Consider the following 12,437-nt stretch of genomic DNA (forward strand, 5'->3'; position numbering starts at 1 on the left):
GCGCGGGCAATCGACCGCTTGGTCGAGGGGCATGCCGGCCGATATCTTGGTGGTGGGCCGCGCCGGTCTGCGGGCGGCGTCGAGCAATGCTTCGAAGCGGCTCATGTCGCGCTCCTTCTCGTCGGCCGGAGCTGCTCGAAGGTCGAGTAGCTGGCCGCGATGCCCACCAACATCATTATGCCGATCAGCGAGGACATGCCAAGCGCCTTGCCGGAGTTCACGCGATCTTGCGGTCATGATGTCCATGGTTGTCGAGCGGCTGCGAGAGCGGAAGCGACAGCCGCCAGGCGGCGAAGCGCAGGCGGATCGCGCCCTTCAGCGTGTCGACCGGCAGGGCCGGCGGCATGTCGCGCCCGGCAGGACCGAACGAGAGCCTCGGGCCGGCGGACGCGAGCAGCCGCAGCATGATCATGGCTTCCCACATTGTCGTGCTTCCATTGCATGGTTCGAATTGGCGTCATTCGAACTGGACGTGATTGAAACCAGGGATGGCGAAGATACGCCCGCCATCCCTGAGGAGACCGGCCGGCCCGAGAACGGGTTGGGTACCGGGCCGGCCGGAGCAGTCGGTCAGAGTTATCAGTCGTTCCCGGGCTGGGGCGAGAGCTGCCTGCCATCGTTGGGCAGGCCTCTGGGGCCGGCTGCATCGTTCGGCGGCCCACCCCAGGGACCGGGGGGTGATCCATGGGGGCGTTCCGCCGAAGCGAGGAGTTCGAGTTGTTCGGGCGTCAGCTTGGCACGCAGTTCAGCGATCGCGTCCTTCAGTCTGCCGGCCGAAACCGCGCGGGCGGTGACGTCGTCTGCCAGCTTTTCCTGGAAGGCGAAGGGATCGAGCTTGCCGCCGGGACCCGCCGCGTCGGGACCCTTCGCTTCAGCACTACCGGGCCGCCCGTGGTCGGGTCGAGGCGGCGAAAGCACCGACTGCAGCGCGCTGGTGTAGTCGCGCCAGGCGTCGAGTTGTTCGGTGCGGATGCCGACGCGGGTCTCCAGCGCGGCGAGCCGGGCGGCCAGCATGAATTCCGGCGGCGGACCCATGCGGCGAGGGCCAAAGCTCTGTGGGCCGAAACCCTGCGAACCAGGCCGCATCGGTCCATGCGGGCCGGGTCCAGCCATCGGGCCGTGATCCAGGCCGTCCTGCATGGCCATGACAGGTGGTGGCTCGCCGGGTCCAGCACCGGGATCGGGCTGCGCTGCCAGCGCGGGGTGAATTGCGGCGACGGAAAACAGGCCGAGCGCAAGAAGTCTGCTTCGCATAAAGATGTTCCTTTCTCTCATGCTTCGGACAGTTCAGAGGATAGGAAGCGTCTTTGTCCGCTTCGCGTCGGCGTGTTGCCGAAGGTTTCCGCAAAAGGGCAATTTGTTTCCGAATGTTTCCCTCGGGCCCCCGGAAACGTTCGGTTGCAATTTTCCATGCCGCTTGGGCGCGGCTCTCCCTATAATCGCGGCAAGCCCCTGCAATCACGGGCCCCTGCAATCACGGGCCTTTATAATCATAGGCCTCCATAGTCATCGGCAACGGCACGGTCATGCAGTCACAACCCCATATCCTCGTCGTCGACGACGACCGCGAGATCCGGACGCTTCTCCAGCGTTACCTCGACAGCCAGGGCTTTCGCGTCACGGCGGCGGCGGACCGGCGCGAATGCGAGCAACGGCTTGGCTCCGGCCAATTCGACCTGATCGTGCTCGACGTCATGCTGCCGGACGGCTCCGGCCTCGATATCTGCCGGAGCTTGCGCGACCGCAAGCCGCACACCCCGGTCATCCTGCTGACCGCGCTGAAAGAAGATGTCGACCGCATCATCGGCCTGGAACTCGGCGCCGACGACTATCTCGGCAAGCCGTTCAACCCGCGTGAGCTCATTGCCCGCATCCGCGCCGTGCTCAGGCGCTCGACGCCCGAGGATGCGCCCGCGCCGCCGCGCGCGCGCATCTACCGCTTCGCCAGCTACAGGCTGGAGCCGGACACCCGCAAGGTCACGGACGCGCAAGGCGCGGCCGTCGACCTCACCGGCGCAGAGTTCGACCTTTTACAAGTGTTTCTCGACCGCCCCGGCCGGCTTTTGTCGCGTGACCAGCTTCTCGACCTGACGCAAGGCCGCGAGCGTGACCCGCTCGAGCGTTCGGTCGATGTGCTGGTGAGCCGGCTGCGCCGCAAATTTTCCGACACCGGCGACGGGCCGCTGTTCAAGACCGTGCGCAATGGCGGCTACCAGCTCACCGCGCGCGTCGAGACCGTGGAGAGCCACCCGTGAATTCGCTGCGCCGCCGTCTCATCCTGCTGCTGGTCGCCTCGATCGTCGGCGTCGTCGGCCTGGCGACCGCCGCCGTCATCAGCGTGCGCGGCGGCGGACCGCCACCGGAACTGACCGTGCCCTGGATTGCCCAACAGATGGAACTGGTGGTGCGGCTGTTGCCGGGGCCGATCCCCGACGTCTTGCGGGTGCAATTCGCCGACCATCCGGCGGGCGGCAAGGTGGCTCGTGCGGAAACGGCGATGCTCAACGACATCCTGCACCGCCGTGGCCTCGACTTTCCGGCGGTCGTCAACGAGAAGCCGGACGAACCCGGCCAGATCGCATCGATGCACCTGCCCGACAGCCGCTGGGCGATCATGGAGGTGCCGCACCTCAAGCCGCCGCGTCGCGAATGGCTGGTTCTGGCCGGCTGGATCTCGCTGATCGTCGCCGGCGCCACGGCGGTGTCGGTCTATTTCACCTCGGTGCTGATCCGCCCGCTCGAGATGCTGGAGGCCGCCGTCTCCAAGATCGGATCGGACGGCGTGCTGGCGGCGGTGCCGGAAGTGGGCTCGGCCGAGGTCAAGGCCACCGCGCATGCGCTGAACCAACTCTCGTCGCGGCTGCGGACCGCCATGGAAAGCCGCATGCGGCTGGTCGCCGCCGCCGGCCATGATCTGCGCACGCCGATGACGCGCATGCGGCTGCGCGCCGAATTCCTCGACGACGAACGCGACAAATGGCTTCACGACCTCGACGAACTCGACCGCATCGCCGATAGCGCCATCCGCCTGGTGCGCGAAGAAGTGAACCAGGACGCCGTCGAACCGGTCGACCTGGCAAAGACGGTGCGCGATATCGAAGCCGAGATGGTATCGCTCGGCCATGCCGTCTCGATCGGGCACCTGGACAAGGTTTGCGTGCGGGCCGGCGCGCTCGGCCTGCGCCGCGCCTTGCGCAACCTGATCGTCAACGCCGCCACCCATGGCAGGGCGTGCCGCATCGACCTGGCCGCGGCCGACAATCGCGCCGTGCTGACCATATCGGACCATGGCCCGGGCATCCCCCCGGAACTCCTGAACAAGGCGTTCGAGCCCTTCTTCCGCGTCGACCCCGGCCGCCTGCAGTCCATCCCCGGAGCGGGTCTTGGCCTCGCCATCGCCAAGGAAATCATCGAGCGCTACGGGGGGACGGTAACGCTGGAAAACCGCCGGGGCGGCGGGCTGGAGCAGACAGTGGTGTTCGAGGCGGTGTGAGGACCGCTACGTGCGAGCTCCCGTTAAACGGAACGCCTGCCTCGGGAACAGCGAGCCTTACGGCAAACCAAGAAAAAGACGGCGACGATGCTGCACCGCGCAAGACCAATGATTCCAACCCATTTTCTGCAACCAGGGGCAACCCATCCAAAATACTCACTCCGAGATTTCGTGTGATTTAACAAATAATTAGCCCTATCTTATTGCCCCGGCCCACGACGTCTCCCCAACCGGTCCAAGCGGGACTCTTTAGCGCTTGCTCACATAAGTATTTCAGCCCGGTAGATTTTTTGTGTTGCGCCGCACAATGCGGTGGCCGAACCATTCCTTTGGGGGTTCGTTTGCGACTGGACATAGGCTGTGGAGGATTCCGGCACGTTGACCAACCTGTGCTGTCCGTCCGTCGATTTCGAGCCCGGCCCGATCGGACTCGCCGCGATTGGACGCGCAAAGCGCGGGTATGACGGTGCCGGCGCTCTGGCGGATCTCGTCCGCCTTGGCCTGCTGCCCGAAACGACCGGCAGGCGGATACGTCGCGGACATCAATGCCGCGGAAGCCGCTGATGGGAAGCGCCCGCGACATCCAACTTGATGCGTTGAGAGCCATCGCCGTGACGATGGTGTTGTATTCCCATTTCTTCGCCGCTGGAGGATCTTCATTCTGGGGCCATATCGGCGTGCGGCTGTTCTTCGTGCTGAGCGGCTTCCTCATCACGCGCCTGCTCTTGGAGGCGCGTTCGGCCGCCGAATTCGAGGCCGGCCCGGCGCTGCGATCCTTCTATATCAGGCGAGGCTTGCGGATATTCCCGCCCTATTTCGCCGTCCTGGGTTTCGTCTGGCTGGTCGACCTGGACCAATCCAGGGGATCGCTGGTCTGGCATGCGCTTTACCTGTCGAATTTCTGGTATGCGCTGCGCAATGACTGGAACCCTTGGGTGCTGTGCCATTTCTGGAGCCTGAGCATCGAGGAACAGTTCTATCTTGCCTGGCCGCTGGTCGTCCTTTTGGCCCCGCGCCGCCGCTTCGAACAGATCTGCATCGGCGTCATCGCGCTGTCGCTGGCCTATCGCTTCTACTGGCCGATTACCGCCACGCCGGCGCTGGCGCGCGACCTGCTGCCGCCGGCATCCATGGATGCGCTGGCGACAGGCGCGCTGCTTGCCTGCTGGCGGGCCAGGGGGGCGGCCCTGCCGCACTGGATGCAATTCAGCTGGCCTGCCTTCGCGGCCGCATTCCTTGTCATCGAATGGTTTGTGCCGGCGCCTGCCGATCCGATGCTCGAATGGGCCCATTGGCTGGTGCGGCAAGTCCTGCCGCTGGTGCCGCTGATGGCCATCGTCGCCGCCTGTTCGCGCGGCCTTGGCGGCCCCCTCGGCAAGCTTGCCGAACTGCCGCCGCTGCTTGGCCTCGGCCGCATCAGCTACGGCGTCTATCTCTATCATCCGATATTGCTGTCGCTCGCGGTCAAGGCGCAGCCCTGGATTCCGCTCAACGTCTCGGAGCAAGGGCCGGGGCGATTCCTGGTTGCGAGTGCCGCCACGATTGTCGCGGCCTCGATTTCCTGGGTGGTTTTCGAAAGGCCGCTCAACAGCCTGAAGCGTCACTTCCCCTATGTCTCGCGCGCCCATGCCACGCCGACCGGCCATGCCGGCTGGCTCGCGAGGGTGCCAAGCGGATCGCCCGATGGCCGCACACCGGCGCTCGAACTCCAGCGCACGGACGCAAGACGATGACCGCCGCACCGCTCGTCTCCGTCCTGTTGCCGGTCTACAATGCCGGGCCTTACCTCGCCGCAGCACTTGGAAGCATCCTGCGGCAGGATTACGGCCGCCTGGAGATCATCGCGATCGATGACGGCTCGACCGACAATTCGCTCGAGATCCTCGAGCGATACCAGAAGGCCGATAGCCGCATTTCGATCATCTCGCGCGAAAACCGCGGCCTTGTCGCGACGCTCAACGAAGGGCTGGCGGTCACCCGGGGCGAACTGGTCGCGCGCATGGACGCCGACGACGTCGCCTATCCCTGGCGCTTGTCGCGCCAGGTGGCGCTGTTCGAGCGGCGGCCCGAACTGGGCTTCTGCGGCGCCGGCGTCGACATGTTGATCCGCGGCCGCATCGCCAGGGGCAGGCCCGATCCGGTGTTCCAGTTCGGCCGCATCCCTGTATTGGCGATGTTCTTCACGATCTTCATGCACCCGACGGTCGTCTACAACAGGAAGGTCATCGACGACGGCGTTCTCCACTACGACCAGACCTACAGGCACGCCGAGGATTTCGATCTTTTCAGGCGGCTGGCCGGCCGTTACCCGGCAGCCATGATGCCCGAAAACCTGGTCGTCTACCGCGTCCATCAGACAAGCGTGACCAGCCGGCACGTCAAGGCGATGCGCAGGACGCATTTGCGGATCGTGGCCGAGAACCTCGAGCGCGAGGGCCTGGCGCAAGCCACGCGGGACCTGCGCGACATTGGCGATGCGGTCAGCTACGACACCGTCGCCCGTGCGGCCGACTTCATCGTCGCGCTGGAGGAGGAGATCCGCTCGCTGCCGGCGGCGACGCGGCCGAGCTTCGAAGCGGGCGCGCTGAACCTGTTCTATTTCCTCTACCAGCTCGTGGCCGACGAAAAGCAGCCCGCGCTGACGCATGAATTGCTGACGCGAACCGCGAAATGGAACGCCATCCGGCGCCGCGAGCAATATGCGCTGCGGCCCGGCGCCTGGGCGCCCTGGCTCAGCCTCGCCTCGCTGTCGGCCGCCAAGCAAGCCGATGCCATGGCATACTTCTTCAAATCCGCGCCCGCCGCAGCGGTTCTGGCACCCTATCAGGCGGGCTGAGGCATGATCGTAAAAGCCAACCAACCTCTGCAGCGCGATCGTTCGACGGCGCTTGGCCCCGCCCCGGCCGGTCCCCGCCCGGAACGGTCGGCGCCGGAAGTCTCCTTCATCATCTGCACGCGCAACCGCGTCGCCGTGCTCGATGCCTGCATCAAGTCGGTGCAGGCCGCGTGCCGCGCCCATGCCGGATTCGCCGCCGAACTCGTGGTCGTCGACAACGGTTCGAGCGACCGCACGGCCGAACGCCTGGCCAGCATCGCCGCTGCGTCGGACATTCCGTTCACGCCCGTTTGCGAGCCGCGCCCCGGGCTGGCTGCTGCGCGCAACGCCGGGTTGAGGCGCGCGCGCGGCCGTGTGCTGGTCTTCGTCGACGATGACTGCGCGGTCCATCGCGACTATTTGCGCGATCTGGAGCGACACTATGCGTCCGGGGAACGATGGCTCATCAGGGGCGGACGTGTCGAGCTTGGCGATGCCAGGGATCTGCCGTTCACCATCAAGCGGTCGTGGGTGCGCGAACGGCTGACGCCGGATGTTCATCCAGGCGGTTTCGTGCTGGGCTGCAACATGACGATGCACCGCGACGTTGCGGCCCGCATCGGCTATTTCGACGAACGCTTCGGCGCCGGCGGACCATTGCGGTCGGCCGAGGATACCGATTACCTCGTGCGCGCGATGCTGCTCGGCATCGCGGTCGAGTATGTGCCTGACATGACGATATTCCATCATCACGGCCGGCGGGATCGCAAAGCCATCGAAAAGCTGCACCGCGACTACAGCCTGGGCAATGGCGGGCTCTGCCTGAAACATGTTCGCCACGCACCCTGGCTGCTTCGCCATTTCTACTGGGCCGCAAGAGGAGCTTTCCGGGAATTGGCGGGGGGGCCTGCGTTCGATCGTGAACTCAACCTGCCGCACTGGCCGATCGTCGCCATGAATTTGCTCGGCGCGGCCAGGTTCGCGGTTCTCCTGCTGGCCAGACGGCCGCGGGCCGAGCCGGTGCGGCAAGATCAGCAAGCCAATGCCCAGGCGAGGTGAAACGCTATAATGCCGATGCTGCCGCCAAGCCTGCCGATGCTGTTCCGGGCGTTCGGAAAGCGGCAACTGCGCCTGCTGCCGGCGGTAGTGGTTCTCGGCCTGGTCAGCGCCGTCCTCGAAGGGTTCGGCATCGGCCTGATCATCCCGTTGCTGGGCATCATCATGGGACACGGGGATGCGGCCGGAATGGCAGGCTTCTCCGCCGTCCTCCAGCACGTCGGATCGGACTTGAGCGAGCGCAACCGGCTGGTCGTCATTTCGGTCGCCATCCTCGGCTCGATCATCCTGAAGAACGTTTTCGCCTTCGCCAACACGCTGCTGACGACCTTCATCTCCGGCAAGGCAAGTCATTCGATCCGCAGCGCCTTGTCGGAGCAGCTGTTGCGGGTCGGCTACCCGTTCTTCCTGCGGCAGAGCCCCGGACGCCTGCTCAACATCATCTCCAACGAATCCTGGCGGGCCTCCGATGCGATCCAGATCATGCTGTCGGCCATCGTCAGCGCATCGGCCGCCATCATCCTCCTGGCTTTCCTGTTGCTGCTTTCGTGGCGCATGACGCTTCTGGTCACGCTCGGACTGGCGCTCGTCCAGATCGCGCACGCCATCCTTTCGGCCAATCTGAAGGAGCCCAGCCGCAGCGTCGCTTCGCGCAACGGCCACCTCGCCTCACAGATGCTCCACCTTGTGCATGCCGGACGGCTGATCCGCATCTTCGGACAGGAGAACCGGGAAAAGGCGATATTCGACACGGCGTCAGATGCGGTTCGCCGCGCTTCCTTCGCGCTGCTCGTGCGCCAGGGAGCGCTGCCGCCGCTGACGGAGGTTCTCCACGCCATGCTGTTTCTGGCGGTGGTGATCGGCGCCTGGCTGGCGCAAGTGAGTTTCCCGCTGATCATCGCCTTCGTCATCCTGCTCTACAGGCTGCAGCCGCACATGCGAGCCCTCCAGGGGTCGTGGAGCCAGCTGCAAGGCCTGAGCGGATCGCTCGAAGAGGTGACATGGCTGCTGGATCCCACCGGCAAGCCGCAACCGCCGCAAGGCGACGGGCCGTTCCACGGCCTGCGCCAGGGCATCAAGTTCGACGATGTGACGTTCACCTATTCCGGCACGGACCGGCGCGAGGTGGTGCTGCATGCGGCGACATTCGAAATCCGCGGTGGCCGCTCGACGGCGCTGATCGGCCGCTCGGGCGCCGGCAAGACGACGATCGTCAATCTCCTGTGCCGCTTCGTCGAACCGGACGCCGGCAGCATCCTCGTCGATGGATCTCCGCTCGACGGGATCGACGCCGGCCAGTGGCGCCGCCACATTGCCCTGGCCAGCCAGGAGCTGGAACTGGTCGACGGCAGCATTTTCGACAACATAACCTACGGCCAGGATGCCGCGACTGCCGGCGATGCCGAGGCCGCCGCAAGACTGGCCGAAGCACATGAATTCATCGAAAGGCTGCCTCAGGGCTACGACACGTTGGTCGGCTACAGGGGCATCAATCTGTCGGCGGGACAGAGGCAGCGGATCGCCTTGGCCAGAGCTCTTGTCCGCGATCCCGATCTCCTCATCCTGGACGAAGCCACCAATGCGGTGGACGGGCTGTCGGAAGCGGCCATCGTCGAGACGCTGAAGTCGAGAGCCGGCCGCCGCACGACCATCGTCATCAGCCACCACCACAGCACCATCTCGTTCTGCGACGACGTGGTCATCCTGAGCGGCGGCCGGGTGAAAAAGCAGGCCCCTTTCGGCGCCCTGGCCTCGCTCAGCATGGACGAACTCTACCAGCACGAACCGCTCGACTGAGAAGGCACCGGGCCGGCCCGCGACCGCTTCCCGGGCGTGTCTGCAGCCTCCGGCTGGCGGGTCGTCGCAAGCGTTCGAATCAGGAGTCCAGGCAAGTGCCGCTGGCACCTTCCGTGATCGCACCAATGCCGTGCGCAACCGAGCGCGCTACCTTGTCCGTGCGGCGGACCTGTCGATCCGCCTGGCCGGTGCCCCATTGGGCTTACTCTCCGGGTGAGGTGCCGGCCTCCCAAGCACAAAAACAAAAGACCTGAAGCGGGTCGCCTGATCCCCTTCAGGCGCGACACGCCTCAGGTAGCGGCGCCGACATTCCTGCGCATGCGCCGCCTGCCCGTCGTCCGTGCTTTCTTCGCCATCGCCCCGGCTATCTCGACCACGCCGTTCTCGGGCGGCCTGCCATTGGTGGCCTTGTGGAGCCGCTCGTAGGGCAGCAATTCCTTGATCCGGGCATTGAGCGAGGCGATTTCCGCCTTGAGGTCCTCGCACTCCTGCCTCTGCACGTCGAACTGTATCTGTTCGGACGCCTGTTGCAGCGCAAGTTGAGAAAGGTTGGCGTTCACCTTGGAAAGACTCATCTTGTCGCTTTCGCTCTCCTGGCTCAGCGCGGACAATCTTTCATCGGCGATCTTCTTTTCGGCCAGGGCGTCGTTCAGTTCGCTCTTGAGCCTGGCGATCTCGCCTGCGGCTTCGCTGTTTTCGCTCGACACCTGCTCCAGCCGCGATTGCAGGCTCTGGATCTCCGAACCCAGCCCGCGCATTTCTGCCTGGCTGCGAGCCAGTTCGGCTTCCTTGTCGCCTTCCATCATGCGGGCCGCTTCGGTCGTTTCCGACAGTTTCGCCTGTGCGGCCTCGAGCGACTTCTGCAGCCGCATCTCCTCTTTCTCGCTCTTGCCGAGTGCGGCCAGCAACTCCGCCAGCCGCGCTGCTTCGCTGGCATGGATCGTCGACAACTCGTCGAGCCTGTGGCGCGCCTGCGATTCCCGCTTCAGCGCCTTGTCGAGTTCGATCGAGAGGTTGACGTGCTTTTCGCGCAGCATCTTGCTTTCGCGCAAGCGCCTGTTGGCCTCCACCGTCCTGGCGGTCAGCCGCTTGGCGATGTCGCCGAACTCCGCTTCGCGTTTGGCGCTCGCATTGGCTGTCTCCACGAGTTCCAGCCTGACCGCGGCAAGTGCCGCACGAAGCGTCTCCCGGTCCTGGACCAGGCTTGTCTCGCGCTGCTGCAGCGCTTCGAAAGCGCCTTCGCGCTCGCGCAGTTTTTTCACCGCATCGTGCAGCTTTTCCGACAGCGCCCTCTGTTCGGCGGCCAGGGCGGCATTGGCAACCTCCAGCTCGTTGGCGCGCAGAATGTCGCTGTGCAGGATGTTGAGGAATTCGCGCGTCAAATGGTGTGAGGTGCCGATCTCCGACAGCTTGTCGTTGATCTCCTCCAGATAGTCCCTGGCATCATGGAAGAGACCCTCGAAGGCGCTCAATGCGGCCAGCCGGGTCTGTGTATGGGCGGTCAGCCGTGGCGCGGTTTCGGAACTGTCCGCACCCTCGGCATTCCCTGCATTGTCGTCATTTGCTGCATCGGCCTGGGGTGGCCCGTCATCGGCTGCCGCATGGGCATCCGGCACATCGTCGCTCTCCGGCGGCGCCAGGTCGTCGGCATCGAGACTTGCATCCAGCGCGTCCGCCAAATCGATCTGCAGGTCCTGGATCGCTTTATCCACGTCTTCAGCACGCTTGATCAGGCCTCTGAAGTTCATCACCAAACTCCCCTTACGCATACCTCGCTTAGAACTTAACAAATTGCTAATATAGCTTTACATCCGCTGCTTGCGCAGGGGAAGCCCCGTCGGCACAAAGGTAAATTTGGGACATTTGGGGGTTTGGATGGCGCGAGCGATGTGCGCGGCCTGGTTCCTCGCCCCCACGGAGTGGGGGAGAGGTGGCTCGGGCGAAGCCCGAGACGGAGCGGGGGAATGGCTCGGCCTCAATGAATTCTGAGGGAACCTGCCAGCGTCGCGCTGCCCCTCTCCGACCGCTTCGCGGCCACCTCTCCCCATTTCATGGGGCGAGGAACCCAGGCATTGCAGCGCCGCGCTGACCCCCACCCCGATCCGCTTTGCGGATCGACCCTCCCCACAAGGGGGAGGGTAAAAAGTCACCCCGCCATGGCCAGCGGCACGGCGCTCTTGTTGGGGATCTGGATGTCGATCTCCAGCGTCGACATGGTCTCGCCGCGGTCCATAGAGACCTGCAAATAATCCTGGTCGATCTGCACATGCTTGGCGATGACGGCCATGATCTCCTCGCGCAGGATGGAGACGAGGTCGGGCTGGCTGCGGTTGCGGCGCTCATAGGCGAGCAGCACTTGCAGCCGCTCGCGCGCCACCGGCGCGCTGGAGCGCCGCTTGAAGATGTCGAGCAGGTTCATGCCGCCCTCCTTCCCAAAAGACGATCGAGGAAGCCCTTGCGCTCGAAGGGCACGATGACGGGCAATTCCTCGCCCTCCAGCCGCCTGGCGGCGTCGATATAGGCCTTGGCAGCGGAATTGAGCGGCTCCGACAGCGTCACCGGCGAACCGAGGTTGGAGGCGCGCAACACGTCCTGGCTTTCCGGAATGATGCCAAGCAGCGGCACCGACAGGATTTCCAGCACGTCGTCGATGGACAGCATTTCGCCGCGCGACGCACGCGCCGCATCGTAGCGCGTCACCAGCACATGCTTGGCGATCTGCTCGCCCTGCTCCGCCCGCAAGGTGCGCGCGTCGAGCAGGCCTATGATGCGATCGGAATCGCGCACCGACGACACTTCCGGATTGGTGACGATGACCGCCTCGTCGGCAAAGCGCATGGCGAGCTGCGCGCCGCGCTCGATGCCGGCCGGGCTGTCGCAGAACACGTAGTCGAACACCGAGCGCAGCTTGTCGATGACTTCGCCGACGCCTTCCTCGGTCAGCGCATCCTTGTCGCGCGTCTGCGAGGCCGGCAGCAGGAACAGCGTCTCGACCCGCTTGTCGCGGATCAGCGCCTGCGAGAGTTTCGCCTGGCCCTGGATGACATTGACGAGGTCGAACACCACGCGCCGCTCGGCGCCCATGATCAGGTCGAGATTGCGCAGGCCGACGTCGAAGTCGACCAAGGCCACCTTCTTGCCGGTCTTGGCCACGGCCGCCCCGAGGGCCGCCGTCGAGGTCGTCTTGCCGACGCCCCCCTTGCCCGAGGTGACCACCACTACCTTGCCCATTGAAAAGCCTCCGTTGTTGTTTTCTTGGTCGGGCAGCCCTCGGCC

Annotated in this window: 11 protein-coding genes; 6 read left to right on the top strand and 5 right to left on the bottom strand. The window is 65.1% G+C overall.

The annotated features are described in order from the left end of the window. Positions 1 to 217: 217 nt before the first annotated feature. Entirely contained in the window at positions 218 to 424 is a 207-nt protein-coding gene (locus MESCI2_RS0102600) for a hypothetical protein (RefSeq protein ID WP_027035186.1), read from the bottom strand. A 155-nt stretch (positions 425 to 579) separates the two neighbouring features. Then, entirely contained in the window at positions 580 to 1,254 is a 675-nt protein-coding gene (locus tag MESCI2_RS0102605; RefSeq protein ID WP_027035187.1) for a hypothetical protein, read from the bottom strand. Between the two features lie 272 nt (positions 1,255 to 1,526). Between MESCI2_RS0102605 and MESCI2_RS0102610 the strand changes: the two genes are divergently transcribed. The 6 genes from MESCI2_RS0102610 to MESCI2_RS0102640 all read left to right on the top strand — a co-directional run bounded on the left by MESCI2_RS0102610 (position 1,527) and on the right by MESCI2_RS0102640 (position 9,161). Further along, on the top strand, positions 1,527 to 2,255 hold the full coding sequence (locus tag MESCI2_RS0102610; protein WP_027035188.1) for a response regulator: 729 nt from the start codon (positions 1,527 to 1,529) through the stop codon (positions 2,253 to 2,255). Then, a complete protein-coding gene (locus MESCI2_RS0102615; protein ID WP_027035189.1) occupies positions 2,252 to 3,493 on the top strand; it encodes an ATP-binding protein in 1,242 nt (413 codons plus the stop codon). The genes MESCI2_RS0102610 and MESCI2_RS0102615 overlap by 4 nt, the downstream gene beginning before the upstream one ends. Before the next feature lie 563 nt (positions 3,494 to 4,056). Continuing rightward, a complete protein-coding gene (locus tag MESCI2_RS0102625; protein ID WP_027035191.1) occupies positions 4,057 to 5,226 on the top strand; it encodes an acyltransferase family protein in 1,170 nt (389 codons plus the stop codon). Further along, positions 5,223 to 6,329: a glycosyltransferase family 2 protein gene (locus MESCI2_RS0102630; RefSeq protein ID WP_027035192.1), complete on the top strand. Its 1,107-nt coding sequence runs from the start codon at positions 5,223 to 5,225 to the stop codon at positions 6,327 to 6,329. The genes MESCI2_RS0102625 and MESCI2_RS0102630 overlap by 4 nt, the downstream gene beginning before the upstream one ends. Before the next feature lie 3 nt (positions 6,330 to 6,332). After that, positions 6,333 to 7,367 carry a glycosyltransferase family 2 protein gene (locus tag MESCI2_RS0102635; protein ID WP_027035193.1) on the top strand — a complete coding sequence of 345 codons (1,035 nt, stop codon included), beginning with the start codon at positions 6,333 to 6,335 and terminating at the stop codon, positions 7,365 to 7,367. Between the two features lie 9 nt (positions 7,368 to 7,376). Further along, positions 7,377 to 9,161, top strand: coding sequence for an ABC transporter ATP-binding protein (locus MESCI2_RS0102640; RefSeq protein WP_032900294.1), 1,785 nt, complete (start codon positions 7,377 to 7,379; stop codon positions 9,159 to 9,161). Between the two features lie 290 nt (positions 9,162 to 9,451). On the opposite strand, the gene MESCI2_RS0102645 is transcribed toward MESCI2_RS0102640, so the two are convergent. From MESCI2_RS0102645 to minD, 3 genes are all read right to left on the bottom strand, one after another. Beyond that, positions 9,452 to 10,909, bottom strand: a complete 1,458-nt coding sequence (locus MESCI2_RS0102645; protein WP_027035195.1) for a hypothetical protein — start codon at positions 10,907 to 10,909, stop codon at positions 9,452 to 9,454. 398 nt (positions 10,910 to 11,307) lie between these two features. Next, complete coding sequence (gene minE, locus MESCI2_RS0102650; RefSeq protein ID WP_024501686.1) at positions 11,308 to 11,580, bottom strand: cell division topological specificity factor MinE; 273 nt, start codon at positions 11,578 to 11,580, stop codon at positions 11,308 to 11,310. Beyond that, on the bottom strand, positions 11,577 to 12,392 hold the full coding sequence (minD, locus tag MESCI2_RS0102655; protein WP_013530671.1) for a septum site-determining protein MinD: 816 nt from the start codon (positions 12,390 to 12,392) through the stop codon (positions 11,577 to 11,579). Before minD ends, minE begins: the two co-directional genes overlap by 4 nt. Between the last annotated feature and the right edge of the window lie 45 nt (positions 12,393 to 12,437).

This window comes from Mesorhizobium ciceri WSM4083, assembly GCF_000519305.1.
Taxonomy (GTDB): domain Bacteria; phylum Pseudomonadota; class Alphaproteobacteria; order Rhizobiales; family Rhizobiaceae; genus Mesorhizobium; species Mesorhizobium ciceri_B.